General features: G+C 42.4%; 24 protein-coding genes. 18 read left to right on the top strand and 6 right to left on the bottom strand.

Annotated elements, in window-relative coordinates; genetic code table 11:
• Positions 1 to 75: 75 nt before the first annotated feature.
• From ACZ42W_RS11220 to ACZ42W_RS11210, 3 genes are all read right to left on the bottom strand, one after another.
• The gene (locus ACZ42W_RS11220; protein ID WP_464170806.1) at positions 76 to 879 is read right to left on the bottom strand and encodes an ABC transporter ATP-binding protein; all 804 of its coding nucleotides are present in this window, start codon (positions 877 to 879) and stop codon (positions 76 to 78) included.
• A complete protein-coding gene (locus tag ACZ42W_RS11215; protein ID WP_464170805.1) occupies positions 845 to 1,780 on the bottom strand; it encodes an ABC transporter permease in 936 nt (311 codons plus the stop codon). Before ACZ42W_RS11215 ends, ACZ42W_RS11220 begins: the two co-directional genes overlap by 35 nt.
• Before the next feature lie 82 nt (positions 1,781 to 1,862).
• Complete coding sequence (locus tag ACZ42W_RS11210) at positions 1,863 to 2,870, bottom strand: ABC transporter substrate-binding protein (protein WP_464170804.1); 1,008 nt, start codon at positions 2,868 to 2,870, stop codon at positions 1,863 to 1,865.
• A gap of 464 nt (positions 2,871 to 3,334) precedes the next feature.
• On the opposite strand from ACZ42W_RS11210, the gene ACZ42W_RS11205 reads away from it, so the two are divergent.
• Complete coding sequence (locus ACZ42W_RS11205; protein ID WP_464170803.1) at positions 3,335 to 3,805, top strand: LysM peptidoglycan-binding domain-containing protein; 471 nt, start codon at positions 3,335 to 3,337, stop codon at positions 3,803 to 3,805.
• Between the two features lie 300 nt (positions 3,806 to 4,105).
• Here ACZ42W_RS11205 and ACZ42W_RS11200 read toward each other — a convergent pair whose 3' ends face one another.
• Positions 4,106 to 4,858, bottom strand: coding sequence for a hypothetical protein (locus ACZ42W_RS11200; RefSeq protein ID WP_464170802.1), 753 nt, complete (start codon positions 4,856 to 4,858; stop codon positions 4,106 to 4,108).
• A 1,043-nt stretch (positions 4,859 to 5,901) separates the two neighbouring features.
• Here ACZ42W_RS11200 and ACZ42W_RS11195 point away from each other — a divergent pair.
• On the top strand, positions 5,902 to 6,879 hold the full coding sequence (locus ACZ42W_RS11195; protein WP_464170801.1) for a 2-hydroxyacid dehydrogenase: 978 nt from the start codon (positions 5,902 to 5,904) through the stop codon (positions 6,877 to 6,879).
• Between the two features lie 112 nt (positions 6,880 to 6,991).
• Here the strand turns inward: ACZ42W_RS11195 and ACZ42W_RS11190 are convergent, their stop codons facing one another.
• Positions 6,992 to 8,248: a DNA polymerase Y family protein gene (locus ACZ42W_RS11190; protein ID WP_464170800.1), complete on the bottom strand. Its 1,257-nt coding sequence runs from the start codon at positions 8,246 to 8,248 to the stop codon at positions 6,992 to 6,994.
• 272 nt (positions 8,249 to 8,520) lie between these two features.
• On the opposite strand from ACZ42W_RS11190, the gene ACZ42W_RS11185 reads away from it, so the two are divergent.
• From ACZ42W_RS11185 to ACZ42W_RS11135, 11 genes are all read left to right on the top strand, one after another.
• Positions 8,521 to 8,796 (top strand): hypothetical protein, encoded by a 276-nt coding sequence (locus ACZ42W_RS11185; RefSeq protein WP_464170799.1) that lies wholly within the window; start codon positions 8,521 to 8,523, stop codon positions 8,794 to 8,796.
• Positions 8,797 to 9,185: 389 nt separating this feature from the next.
• Entirely contained in the window at positions 9,186 to 9,353 is a 168-nt protein-coding gene (locus ACZ42W_RS11180) for a Flp family type IVb pilin (protein WP_464170798.1), read from the top strand.
• A gap of 123 nt (positions 9,354 to 9,476) precedes the next feature.
• The gene (locus ACZ42W_RS11175; RefSeq protein ID WP_464170797.1) at positions 9,477 to 9,989 is read left to right on the top strand and encodes an A24 family peptidase; all 513 of its coding nucleotides are present in this window, start codon (positions 9,477 to 9,479) and stop codon (positions 9,987 to 9,989) included.
• A 4-nt stretch (positions 9,990 to 9,993) separates the two neighbouring features.
• Positions 9,994 to 10,386 (top strand): TadE/TadG family type IV pilus assembly protein, encoded by a 393-nt coding sequence (locus tag ACZ42W_RS11170; RefSeq protein ID WP_464170796.1) that lies wholly within the window; start codon positions 9,994 to 9,996, stop codon positions 10,384 to 10,386.
• A 32-nt stretch (positions 10,387 to 10,418) separates the two neighbouring features.
• Positions 10,419 to 11,396 (top strand): pilus assembly protein TadG-related protein, encoded by a 978-nt coding sequence (locus tag ACZ42W_RS11165; protein WP_464170795.1) that lies wholly within the window; start codon positions 10,419 to 10,421, stop codon positions 11,394 to 11,396.
• A gap of 17 nt (positions 11,397 to 11,413) precedes the next feature.
• Complete coding sequence (gene cpaB, locus ACZ42W_RS11160; protein ID WP_464170794.1) at positions 11,414 to 12,157, top strand: Flp pilus assembly protein CpaB; 744 nt, start codon at positions 11,414 to 11,416, stop codon at positions 12,155 to 12,157.
• A gap of 12 nt (positions 12,158 to 12,169) precedes the next feature.
• Positions 12,170 to 13,420 (top strand): AAA family ATPase, encoded by a 1,251-nt coding sequence (locus tag ACZ42W_RS11155; protein ID WP_464170793.1) that lies wholly within the window; start codon positions 12,170 to 12,172, stop codon positions 13,418 to 13,420.
• A gap of 12 nt (positions 13,421 to 13,432) precedes the next feature.
• Entirely contained in the window at positions 13,433 to 14,812 is a 1,380-nt protein-coding gene (locus ACZ42W_RS11150) for a CpaF family protein (protein ID WP_464170792.1), read from the top strand.
• 51 nt (positions 14,813 to 14,863) lie between these two features.
• Positions 14,864 to 15,823, top strand: coding sequence for a type II secretion system F family protein (locus tag ACZ42W_RS11145; protein WP_464170791.1), 960 nt, complete (start codon positions 14,864 to 14,866; stop codon positions 15,821 to 15,823).
• 60 nt (positions 15,824 to 15,883) lie between these two features.
• The gene (locus ACZ42W_RS11140) at positions 15,884 to 16,798 is read left to right on the top strand and encodes a type II secretion system F family protein (protein WP_464170790.1); all 915 of its coding nucleotides are present in this window, start codon (positions 15,884 to 15,886) and stop codon (positions 16,796 to 16,798) included.
• An 81-nt stretch (positions 16,799 to 16,879) separates the two neighbouring features.
• The gene (locus ACZ42W_RS11135) at positions 16,880 to 17,245 is read left to right on the top strand and encodes a DUF192 domain-containing protein (protein ID WP_464170789.1); all 366 of its coding nucleotides are present in this window, start codon (positions 16,880 to 16,882) and stop codon (positions 17,243 to 17,245) included.
• Between the two features lie 51 nt (positions 17,246 to 17,296).
• On the opposite strand, the gene ACZ42W_RS11130 is transcribed toward ACZ42W_RS11135, so the two are convergent.
• Positions 17,297 to 18,616 carry a M18 family aminopeptidase gene (locus tag ACZ42W_RS11130; protein ID WP_464170788.1) on the bottom strand — a complete coding sequence of 440 codons (1,320 nt, stop codon included), beginning with the start codon at positions 18,614 to 18,616 and terminating at the stop codon, positions 17,297 to 17,299.
• 201 nt (positions 18,617 to 18,817) lie between these two features.
• On the opposite strand from ACZ42W_RS11130, the gene ACZ42W_RS11125 reads away from it, so the two are divergent.
• The 5 genes from ACZ42W_RS11125 (at position 18,818) to ACZ42W_RS11105 (ending at position 24,661) form a co-directional block, all read left to right on the top strand.
• The gene (locus tag ACZ42W_RS11125) at positions 18,818 to 19,633 is read left to right on the top strand and encodes a GNAT family N-acetyltransferase (RefSeq protein WP_464170787.1); all 816 of its coding nucleotides are present in this window, start codon (positions 18,818 to 18,820) and stop codon (positions 19,631 to 19,633) included.
• 23 nt (positions 19,634 to 19,656) lie between these two features.
• Positions 19,657 to 20,598 (top strand): nucleoside recognition domain-containing protein, encoded by a 942-nt coding sequence (locus tag ACZ42W_RS11120; RefSeq protein ID WP_464170786.1) that lies wholly within the window; start codon positions 19,657 to 19,659, stop codon positions 20,596 to 20,598.
• A 496-nt stretch (positions 20,599 to 21,094) separates the two neighbouring features.
• Complete coding sequence (locus ACZ42W_RS11115; RefSeq protein ID WP_464170785.1) at positions 21,095 to 21,679, top strand: flavodoxin family protein; 585 nt, start codon at positions 21,095 to 21,097, stop codon at positions 21,677 to 21,679.
• Between the two features lie 147 nt (positions 21,680 to 21,826).
• Complete coding sequence (locus tag ACZ42W_RS11110) at positions 21,827 to 22,702, top strand: DegV family protein (RefSeq protein ID WP_464170784.1); 876 nt, start codon at positions 21,827 to 21,829, stop codon at positions 22,700 to 22,702.
• A gap of 207 nt (positions 22,703 to 22,909) precedes the next feature.
• Positions 22,910 to 24,661: a phospho-sugar mutase gene (locus ACZ42W_RS11105; RefSeq protein WP_464170783.1), complete on the top strand. Its 1,752-nt coding sequence runs from the start codon at positions 22,910 to 22,912 to the stop codon at positions 24,659 to 24,661.
• Positions 24,662 to 24,759 lie beyond the last annotated feature (98 nt).

The following is a 24,759-nucleotide window of genomic DNA, read 5'->3' as shown; positions in this document are numbered from 1 at the left end:
TAAACCGAAGAGATTTCGGTAAATCAGGACACGGGGAAGAGGTGTGTTAACCCCAGAAAAGCTTCGCCATTCCCATTACAGAGTTCCGGCGAGCATCATCCGGTCATTGTTCATATGCACGCCACTCGCTTTTTCAAACATATCTAGTAATCGGCTAATCGTCATATTAGCTCGTTCTGCACCTTTTAGATCGAGAATGATCCGACCGTCGTGCATCATGATTGTACGATTTCCGACACTTAAGGCGTGGTCCAAATTATGAGTAATCATCAAGGTAGTTAATTTTGAATTCTCAGTAACTGAACATGTCAGTTCGAGAACTTTTTCTGCGGTCTTCGGATCTAACGCTGCGGTATGCTCATCAAGAAGAAGAAGCTTTGGTTCTTGGAGGGTCGCCATGAGCAGAGTTAGCGCCTGGCGCTGCCCGCCTGAAAGTAGACTAACTCGTGTTGTGAGCCGTCCTTCAAGACCTAAGCCTAGTTTCTTCAGTTCACACTGAAAGAACTCGCGATCTTTTATATTAATTGCTCGGCGTAGACGACGGGATTCGCCGCGGCGTAAGGCCATGATCAAGTTTTCTTCGATGGTCATGGTTGCTGCAGTTCCAGACATTGGGTCTTGGAAAACACGGCTAATTAGCCCTGCACGTTTATAAGAAGGCCATTTCGTAATGTCTTTTCCATCTATCAATACCTCTCCACTATCTGGTAAGAACGTACCGGCAATAGCATTCATGAAAGTGGATTTACCAGCTCCGTTCGATCCGATAATAGTGACAAAATCACCAGGGGAAAGCTCCAATCGAACACGATCCAGAGCCTTTTTCTCATTAATCGTACCTTTATTAAATACTTTCGTTAGATTCCGAGCTTTTAACATAATGATCCCCCTTTCCGCGAGCTCCACCATTAATAGCTAAGAGTTTAGATTTCACATTCGGAGAAACGAGTGCAATAATCACGATAAAAGCAGTAAGGAGTTTTAGATCGGTAGATTCGAGTCCAAGTTGCAAGACGATGGCAATAATTACGCGATAGATGATCCCACCACAGACGACAGCAAGGATTGTACGTCCAATCGACGAAGTCCCGATCAGTACTTCACCGATGATGACTGAAGCAAGCCCAGCGACAATCATGCCAATTCCCATACTTGCATCAGCAAACTGTTGGTTTTGCGCAACATAGCTTCCGGCAAAAGCAACCAAACCATTCGAAATTGCGAGTCCAAGGACCTTCATAAAGTCAGTATTGACCCCTAGACTTTTAATCATTAATTCATTGTCGCCGGTCGCGCGAAGGGCAAGGCCAATTTCTGTTTGAAGAAAAAGGTAAACAGCAATTCCGATAATCCCCACGGTTAAAAGACTTAAGATAATAACTCCGTATTCAGCCATCCCTGGTAACTTGGCGAAATCAGAAAAGATTGTCCGCGTCTTGAGGAGTGAGATATTCGCCTTCCCCATTACCCGTAAATTTACAGAATAAAGGGCGGTCATTGTTAAAATTCCTGAGAGAAGGGGAGTAATCTTAAATTTGGTATGGAGAATTCCAGTGAAAGCTCCAGCTAAACACCCCGTTATAAAAGCAAGTCCTGTTGCCATCCAAGGGTCGAACCCTTTGAAGATGAGGATGGCCGCGGTGGCAGCCCCGAGTGTGAAGCTGCCATCTACTGAGAGATCAGCATAATCGAGTATTCGGTAGGTCAGGTAAACTCCCAAGACCATGATTGCATACATTAGACCTTGCTCGAAAGTTCCGATTGCTATTTGGGAGAGCATGTTAACACACCTCGATGTTTTTCTATCTATAATCTGTCGTTGAAATTCTTAATCATTTAGAAGCGAAATTTTTTTTGAAGACTTATTTTACGATTGCTGTTTTTGCTAGGTCATCAGGAACTTTAATGTTGAGAAGGGTAAGAGCTTCTTTATTAAATACCATATCAAATTGTTTTTGACTTTCAATGGCCATATCCTGAGGTTTAGAACCCTTTAATACCTTGATTGCCATTTCGCCTGTTTGCTTACCTAAGTTATTGTAATTAATCCCGATGGTGGCGAGTCCACCTTTGTCTACAACACTGCTTTCTCCGGCAATGATGGGAATTTTGTTTTTATTGGCAACCTGGATCACTGACTGCGCAGCAGAAACGACCATATTATCTGTGGGGACATAGATTGCATCGACTTTACCGACTAAGGATTGGCTTGCTTGAAGAACATCGGCACTCGTAGTAACTGTCGCCTCAATAAGCTCTATACCAAGGTTCTTAGCCACCTCTTTAGCCATTTTCACCTGAACCTGAGAGTTTACTTCCCCAGCATTATAGATTACTCCTACATTTTTGGCCTGAGGTACCAACTTCTTCAAAAGTTCAAATTGTTCTTTTATTGGGTTCATATCTGTCGTGCCTGTGACGTTCGTACCAGGTTTTTCCATAGTATTTACGAGTTTTGCTTCAACTGGATCTGTAACGGCCGTGATCAAAATCGGGATATTTTGACTTGCACTTGCCATAGCTTGCGCAGAAGGGGTAGCAATCGCAAGAACGAGGTCGAGTTTACTCGATGCAAACTTCTGGGCAATCGACCGTAGAACGGATTGATCGCCTTGAGCATTTTGGTAGTCAACCTTCAGATTTTTTCCTTCTTCATACCCATTTTTCTTTAGGGTCTCCAAGAAACCCTCACGAGCTGAGTCCAGAGCTGGATGTTCTACAATCTGGACAATTCCTATTTTGACTTCTTTGTTTTCACTTGAAGCTGCACCGCCAGCGGCTGGTTTAGCCGAGCCGCAGCCCACTAATCCCAATCCAAGCACGAGGCTTAGCCCAATTCCTAAAACTTTGTTTAAACTACTTTTTTTCATTTCCTACAGTCCTCCTCTTAAATTTGGCAAAAAAAAATACACCTCCGCAGGAAGTGCACCATCGCCTTTTTCCTACTGTTCTACCATACTACACAATATTCTATTGTAAATTATATTATAGATTTGAGCATGAAATGTCAATACGTTATTGTAATTATGCCTTTTGTTATTCAAATATTAATTTGTTATATCTTGTTATTTCTTGTATCTCTTATTTTCTTATTTAATGAGTAGTTTAAAATAGTCTATTTCTTTCATTTATTTTTCAAATCTAACTCATTATATGGGTGAACTGATTTATAGTGAGAAAATATAAGTCACTAATTTTTCAAAGAAATTAAAAAGGAAAATATTGCTTAGTACAGACTCACATTTCTTTAATTCCCATATATTGTTATCAAGAAAGGCACCTTGGATAAAAAACAAGTTTAAGTGTATAGAATTGAAATAAGGGAGGAAATCTCATGAACTATCCAATGAACCCTATGGGCGGAGCCCCTGGTATGATGGATCAACAAATGGGAATGATGGATCAACAAGGAATGGGTATGGGAATGATGGGGCAGCAAGGAATGACCCCTGGAATGTATTATCCTCAACTCCCTCCATCAGGTCTTGTGAATTTAGATCCCGATTTTGCACCGGGTGCAGTGACACTAGATCTAAGTTATCCAAGTTATCCTGGTTATCCTTACCCACCTCAGCATGGAGAGTGTGGAATGTATCATCATGAATACCATTGTCCACAACCCGCTCCACAACCCACTCCATTGCCATACCCTGAGCCAAAAACCTATGTTGTAAAAAAAGGAGATAGCGTGTATAAAATTGCCCAAAGATTTGGAACCACGATGCAAGCCATTATCCTTGCAAATAATCTTAGAAATCCTGACTTGATTTTCCCTGGCCAAGTCTTATATATCCCTGGTGTTTAATCCAATTGACTAAACCAATTCATGCTGAACCAGAGAAGGTTCAGCACTTTTTTGCCCTAATGAGAATAAATTATATTTTGCCGGATACTTCAAAAGGAGCATTGTGATTATCTATATAATGCTCCTTTTTACTATAGATGTTGAAATTATTCGAAATTACGATGAATCCTCCGATGAACGCCAAGCAATGCATAGCTTACTTAATGATGAGGGTTAACAATGGAAAATATTCTGGAAGTCAGTATCTCGTAAGAACTATTGCGACTTTTTCTACTAATAACCCTTGTGAGTTTTCTTGAATTATCGAACTTGTGGCTCACCCTTTAATGTACGAATCTCTTCCAAAGCTTTTTGCACCTCGTTCTCAGCGCCATCTATGACTAATATGACAGCGCCTTCTGAACCTGCAACTCCACCTGCTCCGATGCATTTTGCCTCAACTTTGAAGAGTATCTCCAAAGCAGTAATTTCAGTAACGACCGTTGCTCCTAACATGGGAATAAGCCCGACCTTGACTCCTATTGCCTCAGTAACTGGGGCTATAGACATAAATTCAACAGCTTCTCGGACATCGGGAATGAGTTTTTCGAGCCCGATTGGAACTACTAACTCAATTCCTCGAGCATAAAGAGAACCCTGAGCTGCTCCAATCGTTCCGCCCAAAGGATCAGAGACCAACACTGCGGCTAATCCAGTGTGATCCAGTGCGCTTCCTCCCTTGACAAAGATATCCCCTTGCTTTAGTTGAGGGAGAAACTCCTTCCAATGAACCTCTCTTCCTTGAGCCTTACCTTTGGTTATGATAAAGGGATGAATACGTTTATCTTCCTTACTAACCCCAGTTTTTCCATCAGTTACAATGCCCACTGTATAAGAAGATTTTTCCTCTATCAACTCCCCAAGAATTTCTTCTACCAGGAATCCGTTAGTTGTTCCGCCGGATAAAATGATGGTATGCTCGTTAAGTGCTTTCTGAATACTCGGTAAAGCTTTAACCCCTTTGGCAATAAGCCGTTTTGACTCGCTTGGTGTTAAAGTGAATTGTGCTCTCATAGTAACTCCTCCATATAACAATTAATAAAATCCCACTATTTACATAAGACAGAAACATTGACAGGACATTCCCCAGTTTCATATTATATAAATGTAAAGATTCAGTCAAGTTTCCCGCAGAGTTCCTCCAAGTCAGTCACTTTTTGTAAAGAGGTTATTCTTCTCGAGTCACATTCTCTAGGTCAATGTCGGTTTGTTTTAGTCTCAGATTAGTGTCTTGTAATCGAGCCACAACATTACTTTTTGCTACGGGAATGCACTTGAACACCTTGCCACGTTTTGACTTTTGGACATTCTTTTGTGGGAATCCGAAGAACCTTTCCAGGATATCAGAAACAGGTCCAAGCCTTTCTAGTTTTATAGTATTGCTTTTTTATCACAATTCTCTTGAATCTCAGTCCGATTTAACCCCAGGGAAATCTTCTTCGTTGGAGGAGCTTTGCGGGAATATTTTTTGAGAAACTCCTGACCTCAGATGGTTCAGGAGTTTTTTCTTATTTAGTTAGGGAATAAGGTTTCCCAGTCTTACGCTTAACGATAATACCAAATATAATTAAATATACCAATAAATAGTAACATTCGTATCGCCTATAACATAATTTAAATTAGAAAAACCCAAATAGGTCAAAGAAACAGGAGGGAATGAATATGGCACTAGGTGCAGGCGTTGTTGATGGATGCGGATGCGGACCAAACTTTCTTCCAGGAATTGCGGTCGTCGTTGTAATTATCCTTCTACTCATTGCAATGGGTATCGTCTTCTAATTCAGCTTTCTTAAATTACAAACATTATGGGAGGAGGATTATTATGTACGGATACGGTGGTGGCTGTGGAGCCCCATTTGGTGGATTTGTCGGTGTTGGGATCATTGCAATTGCAATTCTTATCCTGATCGCTTTAGGAGTTATTTTCTAAATCAAAGAAAATTCGCTGAAATTTCATGTCAAAGGGCGTCCTGTAGAGCGGGGCGCTCTTTGATTTTTTATGTTGGTATGCTAAGCTAAATTATTGAAATTATTACGTGAAGAAAAGGGTGCTTATTTTGAAACCAAAGGTGTATGTTACCCGGATGATCCCGGAAGATATTCTCGCGAAAATTCAAGAAAGCTGTGAGGTAAAGACTTGGACTGAAACCGATATTCCCGTTCCTCATGAAGTCTTAGAAAGAGAAATTCAAGAGGTTGAGGGGCTATTCTGCTTACTTACTGAATCAATTGATGATTCCTTATTAGCTAAGGGAAAGCATCTAAAAATAGTCAGCAATATGGCGGTCGGATATAATAATATCGATGTTCAAGCGGCGACCAGAAGAGGGATTATGGTGACAAATACTCCTGGAGTCCTCACAGAAACAACCGCGGATCTCACGTTTGCTCTTCTCATGATGACTGCTCGGCGGATGGAAGAATCCACCCAGTTTCTACGCAAAGGAGAATGGAAGACCTGGTCTCCGATGCTACTTGCCGGTCAAGATATCTACGGCTCAACCTTAGGGATCGTAGGAATGGGGAGAATAGGGGAGGCCTTAGCAAAGCGAGCTAAAGGCTTTGATATAAAGCTTCTCTATCACAACCGTAGTCGTAAACACGAGGTAGAAGAGAGCCTAGGAGTAGAATATCGGAGTTTAGAAGAACTTTTAAAAGAATCAGATTTTGTCTGCATCATGACACCGTTTACCCCCGAAACTCGGAACTTAATTGGAGAAAAAGAACTCGGACTTATGAAACCAACGGCCATTCTCATCAATACAGCACGTGGCGGTATTGTCAACGAAAATGCTTTATATAACGCACTCGCAAAAGGAACAATCTTTGCCGCTGGTTTAGATGTCTATGATATCGAACCTCTCCCAACAGATCACCCCTTGCTGACTCTACACAATCTCGTCGCATTGCCGCATATCGGAAGTGCCACAATTAAAACACGCCGGCAAATGGCACTCTTAGCTGCCCATAATCTAATCCAAGCACTCACAGGTGAGATTCCAATAAATATGGTGAATCCTCAGGTAAAAGGTTAACTATGACAATCAATGACAAGACTATATATGTGTCATCAATAAGTGAACTCACTAAAAAAGTCAGCATAAGCGCTGACTTTTTCTTGTTTTCATTAAAAACACTGAAGCCGAGTTAATTATCCTTCTTTTTATTTCTTCTAGATATGTCCCGACTTAAGCTAAGAAGTTGGGTACCACGCATAACAATTTTTGACCCGTATTTATCCCGGAGTTCATCAACCGTGCGTGATAACTCCTTTTGCTCATCAATATCTTCTTGGAATAAGCTCATTTGCTCATTGCCTTTTTGTAATCGACCCGCTGTAATACCGAGCAAGCGAATGGGTTCGTTTTTAAGGCATTTTTCCTGATAGAGCTTTAAACTCTCTCTGTAAATCACATCTGTAAAATCCGTCGGTTCAGAGAGAGTAATGGAGTAGGTCCGGGTTTTAAATTTTGAATTTTTAATAGAGAGAGTGATCGTTCGCGCCATGGCTTTCTCATGTCGAACCTTTCTCCCGACACTATCCGCAAGTGATAGTAACACCTCTGCAACACGTTCCGAATCTGTCAAATCCTCAGGTAACGTAATAGAACGCCCTAAGGAATGATTCTGGACGTTATCTTCCGGAGTAACTAGCCGTTCATCTCGTCCATTTGCCCAATCGTAAATCTTTAACCCATAGATTCCGAATCTCTGCTGTAAAACCTTAGAAGAAAAGAGTGCCAAATCTCCAATCGTTTTAATACCCAGATTCTCTAAGTGCTTCTCCATCTGAGAGCCGATCCCTGATAAATCTCCTACTTGCATTGGCCAGACTTTCCTTTTTAAGTCCTCTGGGGCAATAACTGTGAAACTGCGAGGCAGTTTAATCCGACTACGAGGGTCTCGTTCATAATCACTAGCAAGCTTAGCCAGAATCTTGCAGTAGCTGATTCCGACCGATATCCCAAGGCCTAGTTCCTCTAGAATTTCTCGCTGAATTCGTCGCGCAATCTCCTCCGTACTCCCAAAGAGAAGATGGGATCCCGAGAAATCAGCAAAGCATTCATCCACAGAAACCACTTCGATATGCTTCTTATCCGTATAACGTCCAACAATCTCCCACATCTTCTCACTGAGATCTAAGTACAAATGAAAGTCAGGGGAGAGGACTACTGCATCTGGACAACACCTTAGGGCTTGAGATAATGGCATCGCGGTCTTAACCCCACGCAAGCGTGCTTCAAAACTCGCGGTCAAGATGATTCCTGTCCGATTCTTTGGATCTCCAGCCACAAGCAGCGGTTTACCCTTTAAATCGGGATTAACCGCTTGATGACAGCTTGCATAATAACTATTCGCATCAAAGAGAACAATATCTAAAGGGCGCTTAATCTGATGCTCCATCGTTTTGAATCCCTCTTCCTCACTCTTACCAAGGTTAAGATTAAACTTAACCACAAAAAAATTACTATTTTTAACTGTCCTAATGAATAACCAACACCAATACCTAGCTCATTAAATTGCAGATAAGTGGTGTTAAGTCCCTTGATAAGTGCAACTTACATCAGTTGGAGTATAAAACTCCATCAGAAGTAAGTTTTCTATATCCTGAAATTAAATCATCTCGCATAAATATAATACCAAAACCGCATCACTGCAGATAGGGGCTATAATAAATGTATCAAATAAACCTAGTCCTAGGCCTAAAAAGTTTTGAAAAGCTTCTCCACCAACAGGGATTCGTAATTTGTCAACACACAGGGCAAAAAATCACGCAGCTAGAAGATTTGGTAGCAGTACATCTGGCAGTTGAAGAAAAAGACCAGTTTGTGATACTTCCAGTCCATAAGGATAACGCCACCGCTTTTTTACAGACGATGCTTACGACCTTCCCAGAAGGCCTCCCATCAATAGAGGATAATGAGCCACTTGACTATTATTGGCGAGAGTAACGAGGTCATCAGCTTACATCAAAAGGATGATTCAAAATTCTTTACAGTAAATGAGATCGGCTATTTGCCGGTCTTTTCTTATGAGTAATTTCTATATTAACGAGTCATACATTCTTGGCAATAAAAAAACAATCCAGGATTCACTCTTTTCCTCGGTATTCCTCTTATTTCCTGCATTTTCTACTATGAAATTTATATCGTCCTGGTCCCTTCGTCCACGCACATTAGTCTTAAGTCCTAGCGCCTGATCCAAATAGAACAGGTAAAAACGTGACTTCTAGCCGTTCTAATCGAGACTAATGCTCGATATCACAAAGACTAGTTTCTTTATATACTAATATCACAAGAGGACAAGTCGGACTCAGAAAAATATTAAGGAGGCTTTTAATATGAAAGAAAAATTACTTGGGCTTATTCAGGACGAGAAAGGTCAAGCGATGACCGAGTATGGACTAATTATTGCATTGGTCGCAGTAGTTGTTATTACTGCACTTGCCTTAATTGGAACTAACCTAACTGCCAAATTCAATGCAATCGGTACTAAATTAGGTGAATGAAATTTTTATAATAAAGAGAATCTTCTAGTCGCAAATTATTTTAAACTTATGCTATTACTGAAGTCAAACTTATTCACGACCCTACTGCTTGCAGTAGGGTCGTTTCCAAAGGAGGCATAGATATTGGGTCTCAATGAAGTCGCTTTAGGTTTAACCTTAAGCATCGCCGCCTTTACGGATTGGCGGGAACAGCGAATCTATAACAAGCTCCTCGGTCCAGCATTCCTCTTCGCCTTAACTCTACACGCATTTAGCGGAGGTTTCACTGGACTTAGAATTAGCCTTTACGGTACTTTTCTCGGTTTTATTCTCTTACTGCTCCCATACTTCCTCGGTGGCATGGGAGCAGGAGATGTTAAACTGCTCGCCGTAATCGGAGCCTTCGGAGGACCAAACTTTGTAGTCCACAGCTTCCTTTATGGAGCAATTATCGGCGGTATTATTTCTGCCGCTTTGCTGTTACGACGCAAAGCACTAGGAGTCACCCTAAAACGTTTCTTCCTTATTCTCCCTTTGTTCTCTAACCTAAGTTTTCTTAAGGAAGACATGAGGGAGGCTCGCCAAGAAAAATTCCCCTACGGAATAGCCATCGTCCTCGGAACTGTTCTTGCCTTCGTCTTCCCCTTAGGAGGGTGATAATATGATGAAACTCCGCCGAGAGCAACACGGACAAGCTCTTGTCGAAATGGCCCTTGTTATTCCACTATTTTTTCTACTTCTCTTTGGAGTGATTGAAATGGGCCGAATTGGTCACGCCTATATCACGGTTAGCAGCGCCGCTCGAGCAGGGGCTCGTCTCGCCACCATAGGAGGAACAGATCTCGAAATCCGTGAGGCGGTACTTAATGCCGCACCGGCCTTAAATTCCTCCGCACTGACTGTTGAAATTACTCCTAATCAACTTAATCGTCAATCCGGTCAAGGGGTCTCCGTTCAAGTGACGTATCCAGTTCAGTTGATAATACCAATCATCAGTAACGTTATTCCAAACCCTGTAGTCGTTAACTCAACCCTCAATATGAGGTTAGAGTAATCAATGCATGTGAAGGGATTGAGGGAGAGGATATGAAAGGATCAAAAAAGGAACGGGGAAGTGTTGTAATCCTCGTTGCCTTAGGACTTACCACACTTCTGGGATTCGGGGCGTTAGTAACCGATGTAGGAATGTTTTACGCACAGAAAGCTAAATTACAAAATGCAGTCGATGCTGCGGCTTTGGCCGGGGTCCAAGAGCTCCCCAAAGACCCTTCACGCGCTGAACAGGTTGCCCAAGATTATGCTACGCTTAATAACGTTTCTGAGATAGCTGTTGACTTCGAAGCACGAAATTCAAAAATTATAGTTTCCGCCAAGAAAAAAGTACCTACCTATCTCGCAAAAATCTGGGGTATTACCGAAGGAAATCTATCCGCTACAGCCCGTGCAATAATGCTTCCCCCGAGCTCTATTTCCGGCGCTGTGCCTTTAAGTATCGAAAAACAGGATTTCGTATACGGTGAGACCTATACCTTAAAGTTCGGTTCTGGTGAAGAAACATCGGGCACAGGATATGAAGGCTGGTTTGGACCCCTTCGACTGAATGGAAACGGGGCAAAAGACTACACAACAGATCTCGCCAATGGCTACAATGGGACATTTAGCATAGGGCAGATTGTCGATATCGAGAACGGAAACATGAGCGGTCCAACAAAAAAAGGGGTAGAGGAACGTTTAGCCCGTGATACCCGGGTTCCCCGTAACACCTTCAATAATTACGATCGAGATGCACCAGAGATAATTTACGTTCCCATCATAGAAGTCATTACCAAGAGTTCGGATACAGTGAGTCAAGTCAAAATCGTTGGTTTCGCAGCTTTCTTTTTGGAAGGGGTAGCTGGAACTGGTACCGAATCGATTATTACGGGGCGTTTTATTAAAAGCCTAGTACCTAACAAACAGAGTAGTGGCCTTCTATCCGACCTCCTTAAACAAGAGGAACAAATGGAAGACGGTTCTACGGAAATTGATTACGGGCTTTATACCCCCAAACTTGTGGATCGCTAAACAGGAGTTGAAACATCATGCAAAGAAAAGGCTTTTTTTTCCTTGCCTTAATCTGCGGATTGATTGCCGCCGGATCAACCTACATCTATTTAAACAATGCGAAAAGTAGTCCTACAGTGACTTTAAAACCCTTAGTTGTTGCTAAAATTGATATTCCAGCTCGCACAGTTATTCAACCTGACCAAGTTATGCTCAAGGATGTACCCAGTCAAGGATATCCTCAAGGTGGGGCTTCTAATATACAAAGTGTTATAGGTTCAGTAAGTCTCGTCAACCTAATGGCTGGTGATTTACTTGTAAGCAATGTTTTACAGCGACCTACCGACCCAGCCTCAACTCCTAACGTACCAGAGTCTAGTGCACTGGCTGTTCCCGAAGGTAAGCGAGCAGTCGCCATTCCCATCGGGCTGGTTAGTGGAGTGGGGTATAAAGTAAGACCTGGAGATCATGTGGACATTCTGGTGACGATGGATATAAAGGACTTGGCAGGAAACAATCCTCAGACCTTAACTTCACTTGCTGCACAGGATATCCTCGTATTAAGTGTCGGGGATAATGCAGCCAAGGACAAAAACGTTGGGGATTCGAAATCGTATACACTAGCACTTACTGTGCCCCAAGCCATGGCTGTCACTCTAGGAAGTGAAAAGGGAAGTATTCGGTTACTTCTTAGAAATCCAGCGAACAAGGAAATTCGCCAGGAGACTCCATTTAATTCTAATCAATTTATTGATCCAAACTATTTAAACCGTTATAAGTAGGGAGGGAGCATCTTGAAAAAGATTCGTATCCTGATAGTCGATGACATCAGTGACACGCGTGAAAGTATTCAGCGACTCCTTGAATTTGAACCCGATATTGAGGTCGTTGGCGAAGCAGGCTCAGGTTCTGAAGCTCTTCTTTTAGCCGAAGACCTTTCTCCAGATATCGTCCTTATGGATATTAACATGCCCGAAATGGATGGAATTCGTACGACGGAACTCTTAGCTCTTCGCGCACCTAATAGCTCTGTGGTCATCATGTCTGTCCAAGGAGAGAATGCCTATTTACGTCGTGCCATGATGGCTGGAGCTCGAGAATATATCGTTAAGCCTTTTACTGGAGATGAGCTTGCAAGCGCTATCGCCAAAGTCTATGAATTAGAACGTCGTAAACGCGGAGCCCAAGTAGAACAGCCTCACCCAAACGCAGCGGCATCTCATGTCCGCAAAGGACAGATTCTTTCCTTCTTTAGTACAAAAGGAGGCGTCGGAAAAACTACGTTAGCCACCAACCTAGCTGTTGAACTCGCTCACTCAGGTAAATGGCGTGTCCTTTTGATGGATCTTAATCTTCAATTCGGAGATGTCGGAGTGTTTTTAAACCTAGTACCTAAGCGCAACCTAGCGGATCTGACCCAGACTGGCAATCTTCAATTTAGCGAAATTCAATCCTTCCTTTTGACACATTCCTCGGGTGTTCAGGTTTTAGCCGCTCCGACGCGACCGGAGTATGCGGAATTGGTAACAGTGGAACATATAGAGCAAATTCTAAAAGAAGTAAAGCCTCACTTTGATTTCATCATTCTAGATAATGTCAGTCGTTTTGAAGATATTAGCTTACTTAGCTTAGACCTTGCTGAGAAAATTTTCCTTGTCGTTGCTATGGAGGTCCCCGCCTTAAAAAATACAAAGCTGAGCCTCGAAACGATGTCTGATTTACATTATCTCGATAAAGTAAAGGTTATATTGAATCGCTCTAGCCGAGAAATGGGCTTAGACCTCTCGGATATAGAAAAATCCCTTAATTTCAAGGTTAGCTTTGAAATCCTGAGCGATGGGAAAACCTTAGTCAATGCTGTTAATAAAGGAATACCTTTCGTCGAGCATAATCCTCAAAGCAAAGCAGCTGAAGGCATCCGGAGAATCGCCGCAACATTCTTAACTGAAAAAAGCGAAGCAGCACAGATTACAGCCATGTCTACTGAGCACGTACCAAACCGTTCAAAGTCACTCCATGGACTTCGTCGTGTGTTTGGCTTCTAGGAGGGATAACCCATGTCCTTGCTTAAACGCTTAGAAAAAGAGAAAAAGAATCCTGAGGAAACACTACAAGATGTACGTGCGAACCGAACGCTACAGCTCAATGATCCGTGGAAGGAATTCAAAGATCACGTCCACCACGAGGTTATACAGACTATAGATATGTCACAAACCGATGAGTTAACCTCGGAGACCCTGCGTCCCGTGGTTGAAGAAATGTTTGAGAAGAAAATTGAAGCCCAAGGATTGACGATTCCCCGCTTGGATAAGCAACGACTTATTCAAGATATCATGGATGAAATTCTGGGTTTCGGACCTATTAATCCCTTATTAAACGACCCCGATGTCAGTGAAATTATGGTCAACGGGCCTCGCCAAGTGTATGTCGAGCGCAAAGGGAAGCTAGAACTTGTTCCAGTTAGCTTCTATGACGATAACCACGTTCTTCATATCATTGAGAAGATTGTTGCTCCCTTAGGGCGTCGAATTGATGAAAGCCAGCCTATGGTCGATGCCCGCCTTCCTGATGGTTCACGTGTTAATGCTATTATCCCACCGCTTGCCTTAAATGGACCTACTTTAACCATTCGAAAATTCGCCAAGGACCCTTTTAAAGTGGAGGACCTGATCCGCTTCGGGACGCTCACAGCGGAAATGGCCCAATTTATTGAAGCCTGTGTCAAAGGACGTCTCAATATTGTAGTCTCTGGTGGAACTGGCTCAGGTAAGACGACAACCTTAGGAGTACTTTCGGCCTTTATTCCAGAAGACGAACGGATACTTACTATCGAGGATGCGGCTGAACTTCAACTTCGTCAGACACATGTTGTCACTCTTGAAACCCGCCCTCCAAACATTGAGGGAAAAGGGGCTATAACCATCCGCGACCTAGTTCGCAACGCATTACGGATGCGTCCCGAGCGTATCATCGTCGGTGAGGTGCGAAGCGGGGAAGCTCTGGATATGCTCCAAGCCATGAATACAGGGCACGACGGCTCGCTTACTACAGGACACGCAAACACTCCAAGGGATATGCTTTCCCGACTGGAAACCATGGTACTCATGGCTGGGATGGAGCTGCCGATTAGGGCGATTCGCGAGCAAATTTCCAGTGCTATTGATGTCATCGTTCAGCAGAGTCGTCTCCGAGACGGAAGTCGGCGGATCACGCACATCACAGAGGTCTTAGGAATGGAAGGGGATATTATCGTCCTTCAAGATATTTTTCGGTTTGAACAGACTGGCATTGATAAACAGGGAAAGGTACAAGGCTACTTCAGAGCCACTGGAATAAGGCCACACTTTATGGAGAAACTCAACGCGACTGGGCAAGCCTTACCTGAAACACTTTTCCTCAATGAAAGGGTCACTGACCCTAATCTAAGAACGAATTAGGTTGGATATATTAAGTGAAAAACTCTCCAATTCACAAGGAGGGATTCCATAATGCTCATAGGTCAATATAATCTCATAATTTGTATAGCTGCGGTATCTGCCTTTCTTTTCGTCTACCTCACGATTATGGCACTTTCAAAGCGTAAAGAAACTTTAGAGGAGAAGCTTCAGAGATTTACTGCAATACGCAACCCACATGTTTCCACTTCCGATAAAAAAGATGTCAAAGTCTTTCTTTCCCGTTTAGGGGGGTTAACTCCTAAGCGGTGGAGTGAAAAAATCGATCGAGAACTCATGCAAGGTGATATTCAGCTTAAAGGCGGAGAATTTCTTGTATTGCAAGGCTTTTTAGCCCTTGTTTTTTATCTCGCTGGGATGCTTATTCTGCAAAATGTACTCCTCAGCCTTTTATTCCTATTCACTGGGGGGTTCATCCCCAAACTTTGGTTAAAATCTGCACAGAAACGCAAACGTAAGCAATTTAATAATCAGTTAGCGGATTCCTTATTGATTTTAGCTAACTCTTTGCGTGCTGGTTTTTCTCTCTTGCAGGCTATGGAAATGGTCAGTCAGGAGATGCCTAACCCAATCTCTGGAGAATTTAAACTCACTCTTAAGGAAATGACGTATGGAACTTCCACAGAGACCGCGCTCCTTCATCTTGCGGAGCGAGTTGGCAGCGACGATCTGGACCTTCTTGTCACAGCTGTTCTCATTCAAAGACAAGTAGGGGGAAACCTCGCCGAAGTCCTCATGAATATTCATGCCACAATTCAGGATCGAATACGCATTCATCAGGAAATCAAAACCTTAACCGCCCAAGGGCGGATGTCTGGTTTTATTATTGCGGGTCTACCCTTTGCAATTGCTGCAATACTCAGCGTTATAAATCCATCTTATCTTAAATTACTCATCACCCACCCTATAGGTTTGATTATGCTCGGCGCGGGGCTTGTTTCGGAGTGTATAGGGTTTATCATCATCCGCAAAATTATTAATGTTGAAGCGTAATAACTTTTTCCAATGTAACAGTCCAACTTGGATGTAAGAAGAAAATTAAGGGGATGACTTATGATCGAACCTCTAATTTTACTGAGTATTTTTGGTTTTGTTCTCTTTGCTGTCCTAGCGATAGTCGCCGGAGGAGTAGATAATAGCCCCCAAGAACGAATTCAACGGGCTTTAGGGCGGATTGAACCCTCGGTCTCAGACGAGGTACCACCATTAAAGGAACGTATCCTCCGTCCCTTTCTCCATACCCTTGGGTCACAATTTTCCCGACTGACTTCCTCGAAAGGAAAAGACCGAACACAAAAAGAGCTTGGGACCATAGGACTAAATGGACAATGGGACGAAGGGGAATGGCAGGGACTTCAATATGGACTAGCCATTTTACTTGGGTTGCTCTTTTTCGGACTTTTTTCTCTACTTCATGCTAGTCCCCTCATGCGAATAGAAGCCCTAGTCTTTGGTATACTGATTGGCTATCTTTTTCCTCGGAGCTGGCTTAAAGCACGGACAAAGCAACGACAACAAGAAATTGAAAAAAAACTTCCTGATGTATTAGACCTACTCACTGTTAGTGTTGAGGCTGGTTTAGGATTTGATGCCGCTTTACTTAAAGTCGTTGAAAAACAAAAGGGAGCCCTTGCGGAAGAGTTCTTTAAAGTTCTTCAAGAAATTAAGATGGGACGCCCTCGTCGGGACGCCCTGAGAGATTTAAGCAAACGAAATTCAGTTGAGGATTTGAACAACGTCGTCGCTTCTCTTGTTCAAGCAGATCAGCTTGGAATCTCGATCGGAGGCGTATTACGGAATCAATCCATACAGATTCGACAGAAACACCGTCAACGTGCTGAAGAAAAAGCTCAAAAGGCTCCTGTCAAAATGATGATACCCTTAGTCTTTTTCGTCTTTCCAAGTGTCTTTATCGTTATTCTTGGACCAGCTGTCATTCAGATCATCCTAAACTTCACAACGAAATAAACCCATAATAAAAGTGTATCTCTAAGACGGAACTCAACTCAGCTCTAACACAAAGAATGGGCTAAAGAAGGGAGACCCAAGATGACCTTCGTTCGACTAACGAATCAACGGACTAACGAATCTATAGCTGAAAAAATTCTCCTAGCTGACACTTTTTGGCTTCGATTACGCGGTCTGCTTGGCCGTCCAAAACTCGAGCTAGGGCAAGGGCTATGGCTCATTCCCTGTAAACAAGTACATATGCATGGAATGAAATACTCCTTATCCATTTGGTTCCTGGATTGCGACGGAAGAGTTTGTCATATAATTGATGACCTTAAACCTGGAGAGTCCTCCCCTTATATAAAGGAAGCAAGAACTATTTTAGAGTTCCCATCAGGCTGGGGTAGAAAATCGGGGATACAAATTGGGGACCTCTTATTAAGGCCCCCAATTACAATTTCTTAGTATAAATTTCTCCTTCTGTTCCTTCGGTCTTTACCATGAGATATCGATCAATCAGATTCCGAAAAACTCCCGAAAGACCTTGCTCATCGCCAAATGATCCTTCACTCCACCTAATTCTCGGATGGAATGCATCCCTAGAATCGGATTTCCCACATCCACCGAGCGAATTTCTAAGTGAGTGGCGGAGATAGGGCCGATCGTTGAACCTCCACGTTCATCGGATCGATTCACAAATTTTTGCACAGGGACCTTGGCAAGTTGACATAGCCCCTCAAACATCACCGAAGATTCTGCATCGGTTGTATAACTTTGATTGGCACTAATCTTAATGACCGGCCCACCATTTAACACAGGTTTATTAACAGGATCATGCTTTTCTCCTAAATTCGGATGGAGAGCATGTGCCATATCCGCTGATATCATGAAAGAACGTTCTAAAGCCTGGAAGTACGCTTCACGCCCTTTTCCTTGGGCAAGGAGTATCCGTTCTAGGACATGAGCGAGAAGGGGAGAGGCAGCCCCCTGTTTGGAGGTGCTACCTACTTCTTCATGATCAAAACATGCAAGCACTGCCGTAGCTTCGTTGCCTTGTACCTGAGATAGCGCCCAGGCCCCTGCATGAACCATAGCTAGGTCGTCTAAGCGACTACTTGAGACGAACTCTTGATTGAGGCCTATGACATTACCACTATCAAACTCATATAAGAATAAATCAAAATCTAGGATATCCTCAGATCGGATATTGAGTAATTCAGCTAGATGTCCATTTAAAATTCCGTCTTTGTCCAAACCTTCTCCCAAAGTCGAAAGTAAAGGGAGGAGGTCCTTTTGTTTATTCAACTCGATTCCTTCATTCACTTTTCGGTTCATATGAATAGCCAGATTAGGAATCACGAGAATTGGGCTAGGACTATGAATGAGCATGCTACGCGGTTTTAGAATCGATTCCCCTTTAAGGACAACACGACCTGCGACGGATAGGGGACGATCGAGCCATGTATTTAGAATGGGTCCACCATAGGTCTCAACATTTAACTTAAGGTAACGTCCTTCTGCCGAAATTTCCGGAGAGGGCTTAAGCCTAAAGCTCGGGCTGTCCGTATGGGCGCCTACGATATGGAAACCTGTATTCTCGGGGTGATCCTCGCCCGAAATGAAGGCTATTAATGCCGTTCCATTCTTTGTCACATAATACCGTTCTTGTGGAAGAATAGACCATTTATCTTCGAATTTGAGTTCTTTAAAACCCTGTGCTTTTAGAACTTCCTCGACACTTTGTACTGCATGGTAAGCCGAAGGACTCGCCTGGATAAAATCCAGTAAAGAATAAACATGGTTTAATTCTTCTTGGGTAATCGAATGTGGATTCATACAAAAACACCCCTCACTGAATTTAGCTATAGTCACTTTATCATAGTATGACTTTAATAATGAGTCAAACAAGAAGGAAAAATTACACTTTAAAACGAATAAAATAAGTTATACAATTTTTAAGATGTTTTATGATTAGTGCGAATTGAATGAAGATTTAGCACTTATTCAAAAATAGCACACACCTAAAGGAGAATTTCGATGCTCGAATATTCCACCTTAGACAATTCAAGTATATATGAAATCACACAAGCTTGGAACCGATGTTGGCAAGGCTATCAATTTGAAACCAATTATTCTGAAGTACAGATGAAGGCTTGGCTATACCAATGCCAGGTAGATCTATTCCACTCGGTCGCACTCAGAGAGTCTGGAGAAATTGTTGGTTTTGCTTTACTTAGTGTAGAGAATGAAGACGGTTGGATTGCAGGTACAAGTATTGACCCACTCTTTCGTGGCAAACATCTCTTTGCACCTTTAATGTCAACTCAGATACAGTATGCTCAAGACCTTGGTCTTGAGCGGCTTCAGCTCGAGGTCTTAACTCAAAATCATGCGGCTAAAGTCTATGAAGCGGTTGGCTTTAGACTCATGAGAGAGCTCCATGTCTATAGGCTACTCGCAGGGACCTTTAAGTCCGGCTTATCCCAGAAAGTGTGTCGATATTTTCGAGAAGTCCCTTTATCTGAATACTTTGAGGCTCGAGCCCGTGCGGAATTTTCTCCCTCCTGGCAACGCCGAGAAAATCATCTGAAACGTTATTCCTCTTTAAAAGCCTGGCTTAATTTGCAAGGGAACTCAGGTATGCTCTTCACGGGTGAGAACTACACTACATTATTAGATACTTGGACAAGTTCATGGGAGCAAGTAGAGAAGCTTATTTCCTCAATTCTAGAGATAACTGAAGGGGATTTTAACCTAACGAACCAACCTAAGGATTGGATATCTGCCTATTTGACCCGCTTAGGTATATTACCTTCTAGTATTCAATATGAAATGATTTATAAACGCAACTAGTGTAGACAAAATGGAGGATTATTATGAACACATTAAAGCGTGGACTTCTCTCTGGACTTCGTACCACATGGGAATTAAGTAAAGTCATTTTTCCCATTACTGTACTCGTTAAAGTCTTACAGCATACACCCGTCTTACCATGGATTATCCAAATTCTTACACCAATGATGAAATGGATAGGCTTACCAGGTGAAGCAGCCATTCCCCTTGTCTTAGGAAACTTTCTTAATATCTATGCAGCGATTGGAGCAATCCTTTCATTAGATCTTTCTGTAAAACACGTTTTCATCCTAGCGATGATGCTTTCTTTCTCTCATAATTTACTCATCGAATCGTCTGTTGCTGCGAAGTTAGGGCTCAAACTCAGGGTCATTATCGGTATTCGTATCGGTCTAGCGATCATGTCTGCATTAGTCATCAACTTATTCTGGCAGGGAGGAAATGAACCCGCCCAATACGGACTCGTTTCCTCATCAAGTCAAGTCTTAAACGGTTGGGATCAAATTCTCTGGAATGGACTTCAAAGTGCAAGTCTAGGAATATTACAAATTGCAATGATTGTCATCCCTATCATGATTTTCATCCAAATTCTCAAGGACTTATCCTGGCTCCAGATCATCTCCCATTGGCTTTCTCCGGCTACCCGTTTTTTGGGTATGAAAGAAAACACTTCATTGACGTTAGCCGCTGGACTTGCTTTTGGGCTTGCTTATGGAGCGGGAGTAATGCTCGAATCCTATCGGGAAGATGGAGTTTCTCAAAAAGATATGTACTTAGCAACCGTATTCTTGGTCTCATCCCATGCAGTAGTTGAAGACACCTTAATCTTTATACCCCTAGGAATTCCAGTATGGCCACTCTTACTCGTTCGTTTATCCATAGCGACTTTACTCACTGCCTTAGTCGGCCTTTTTTGGAACAAAAGAGATCAACATGCATATGATAAAGAAAATATTTCTTGTTAATTCTTTGCAGAAGCATTTTATTTACCATCAATATAGTAATAATAGTTCATAATGGTGAATATATTTATTATGAATTTTGGAATTTTGGGTAATCCACCCTGTCTTAACATATTCTTTCTATTGATTTAATCATGATGTACAGTTATGATAGGGTGTAACACTAATGAAGGGGGGAGTTCAATGAGCGAAAATGATAAGCTTGTAATTGAAGCTATTTTAGCTTCTATCGGCCTCGAGCCACTTAGAATTCACGATCCAAAAACAAGTGAAATGCAAGAACCTAAGAGCTGAGAAAGCCGAAAAAGCACATAGAAAGGATCTGGTATTTTGTCGGTTACCCAAAATGCGATGCCTAACCAGTATATTTTCTGTGAACCATTCTGAAAGCGAGTTCCTATGATAATAGCGAACTCGCTTTTACTATTAATAGCATCTAGTGTATAATTGCTTAAAAATGTAAATCCTTTTTTATACTTCAAAAAAGGAGTGATCAATTTTGACTCTTCATGTTTTAGGTATCGCTGGAAGCCCTCGTCGTAATGGAAATACTGACCGCTTATTACACCACGCTATGAACACCTTATCACAGGCAGGATATACAACAGAAACCCTATCTATACGTGATTTGAAGTATTCTCCATGTATGGGTTGTAATGCATGTACTAAAACTAGAAAGTGTATTCAAACCGATGATCTTCAATATCTACAGGAACGCCTTATTGCGGCCGATCGTATCGTTATCGCTGCCCCAATATTTTTCATGGGAATTAACGCCCAGATGAAAGCTATAATCGATCGAATGCAGCCTTACTGGGCTTTAAAATACGTTTTTAAAGAGCAAGTTATTAAAGATTCGAATCGGCTAACTCGGCGAGGCCTCTTCCTCTCTACAGCGGGTACTCGTTTCCCTGATGTCTTTGATTGTGCGGAACGTTCAGTTAAGAATCTTTTCCACGTCCTCGATATTCAATACTTTGGCTCTTGTCTGTATCGTGGCATTGATAAAGCGGGAGAAATTGAAGAGCATCCTACCGCTTTTCAAGAAGTCCATGACAAAGTTTTAGAGTTTGCTCTCCAATAAATAGTTGGATTATTTTGATTGTGATAAATTTCTAAAGAAATTTCAAATTTTATGATATACTACCTTTAGATTTTAAATTTTTAAAAGCTGCTTAAGAATGCCTTTAGGTTACTAATTTAAAACTTTAAAATAGAAAGGAGCGTACGAATGTCTAAGACTTCTGTACCCCAAGAAACGAAGATAGCTATCATTACAGATAGCGCCTGTGACTTGGAACCCGAGATTATCCAGGAATATGGAATTGAGGTGTTACCTTTACATATCCTCTATCATGACCGCGAATTTCGCGATCGGGTAGATATTGATCCACAAGAAGTGTACGACTCACTTGAGCAGGAGGTTCCCAAAACCTCCTTACCTTCGCCTGCCGAAATTATGGATGTATTCAACCGACTTCGAGAACAAAAAGTCACGCATATCTTAGCAGTACATCTCTCGAGTGGTTTAAGTGGAACCTATCAAGCGGTTTCTTCGATTGCTCAGGAATTTAAAGATATGGTTATTGAGGTCATCGACTCAAAAACTCTATCAATGGGTTTAGGTTTTTCAGTTTTAGAAGCTGCACGTGAGAGCCGTCGAACGGTTGAATTTGAGCAAGTTGTTTCAACTGCGAAAAGAGTTATCGTGCAAGTAAAAGCATTTTACGTCCTATCAACTCTAGAATATTTGAAAAAAGGTGGCCGAATCGGTTATGTGGCCGGAACGATAGGCGAATTACTCAACATTAAACCAATTATTTCTATTAATGAAGAAGGAAAGTATTTCACCTACTCAAAAGTAAGGGGTAGAGAACAATCCCTTAAAAAACTTGCTGACGTTCTCAAAGACCACGTTAAAGAGACTCTGTCTAATGTCGCAATCGTGCATGGAGGGTCTGAACCAGAAGCCCGTGTCTTAGAAAATATCGCGCGTGAACATCCAAATATTAAAGAAGTCTTCTTTGGCCAGATTAGCCCCGCCTTAGGAGTTCATACTGGACCAGGGCTCGTCGGGGTTCTTGTTTATCCTGTGACTCAGCCTTAGAAGCTCATGCTCAAGGATTACGCCCACTTAACAAGTGCAGTAGTCTTACGCCATTTGAGCTTTCGTAAATGAGCTTAACATACATTTATTCACTTTTCTTAGCATAACTTATCCTTATGTACTTAAAAGGTATTTCGATAAATTCAAGAAGCTTACAGGAAAAATAACCTGTGAGCTTCTTTTAACAAAGAAAGGAGTATCAATCGAATGTTTCAAGAACGTTATCAGCTTTGGTCAACAGACCCCTACTTTGATGAGGAGACTCGGCAGGAATTAGTAGGAATAAGTGATTCGAAAGAGATTGAAGACCGTTTTTATACCGACCTTAAGTTTGGTACGGGAGGACTACGTGGGATACTTGGAGCAGGAACCAACCGAATGAATATTTATGTCATTCGAAAAGCAACCCAAGGCCTGGCAGAATATATCCGAGATTGTGGGGAAGAGGGAATGAAGCGTGGGGTTGTTATCGCCTATGATTCCCGCCGCTATTCTGATCGATTCGCCTTAGAAGCTGCTCTTATTCTGGCGCAAAACGGTGTTAAAGCCTATCTCTTTGATTCCCTTCGGCCGACACCGGAACTCTCTTTCGCTGTCCGTCACCTGAAGGCCCAAGCAGGAATTGTAGTCACTGCTAGCCATAATCCGAAGGAGTATAACGGATATAAGGTATACTGGGAGGATGGGGGACAAGTACCACCTGATCGAGCAGATCAAATTCTTTTACGGATTAACGCTCGTGAGACTTGGAATGATCTTCATCCTCTCTCAGAGGATGAAGCCCAAAAAAAGGGTCTATTAGTCATGATCGGTGAAGAGCTCGATTACGCCTACTTAGGCCAAGTCAAAAAACTTGCTCTTCACCCGGAACTTATTCTGGCCAAAGGCAGCACTCTTTCACTAGTGTATACTCCTCTCCACGGCTCTGGAAATATCCCGGTTCGTCGAGCACTACAGGAACTTGGCTTTTCCTCCGTCTTTGTTGTTCCAGAGCAGGAACAACCGGACCCTGAATTCTCAACCGTACCCTATCCGAACCCTGAGATCCCATCGACTTTTGATTTGGCTCGCAAGCACGGCAAAGAGCTTAAGGCAGATCTTTTGATTGCTACTGACCCAGATGCCGATCGGCTAGGAATAGTTATCCATGCGCCCGAGGGAGATTACCGCCAGCTTACTGGAAATCAAGTTGGCACTCTTTTAACCTACTATCTTTTGACTCAAAAAAAGGAATTAGGAATTCTTCCACAGGATGCCGTCATTATCAAGACCATCGCCTCAACGGACTGTGCCGACATTCTTGCTAAGGACTTAGGTGCTCGTGTGGAGAATGTACTCACTGGTTTCAAGTTTATCGCCGAAAAAGAACATGAGATGGAAGAAAACGGTTCAGGGAACTTCCAATTTGGTTTCGAGGAGAGCTACGGATATTTGGCTGGGCACTTCGTTCGGGATAAAGATGCTGTCATAGCTGCTGTTCTTCTTGCTGAAGCAACGCTTTACTATAAAGAAGTCGAAGGTCGTACTTTAATAGATGTCCTCAATGAAATCTCACAGAAGTATGGATACTTCGCCGATGACCAGGTTTCAATCACCTTAAAAGGGAAAGAAGGAAAGGAGGAAATGGATAGAATAATGGCGGGACTCCGAACTGCAGAAATTTCCTGCTTAGGCGAAATACCTATCGAAAGAATTGATGACTATGAGCTTCGAATGGGGAAACGACTTACGAAAGAAGATCAGGAAAACTATCCTCTCAGCTTACCCCAATCCAACGTCCTGCGTTATTCCTTCCATGGGGGTGGCTTTGTTATGGCTCGTCCTTCGGGCACAGAACCTAAGATCAAGTTCTATTTTAATGTGAAGAGCTCAAACCCAAATACACTTCAGGACACTCTTACACAGGTAAAAAATGATCTCCTCAAACGGGTCCAGATGATTCTAGGCAAAGAGATTTGAGTAGCTTCCACTCAAAATTCTATTAATGGTAAAAAGAGCTCACCCTCCCGAATGTGTATCGGGGATAGGTGAGCTCTTTTCGATACATACTACTCCTT

Source organism: Desulfitobacterium elongatum (assembly GCF_055378975.1).
Note: the sequence above shows the minus strand (reverse complement) of the source record. Positions and strands in the feature narration are given on the sequence as shown.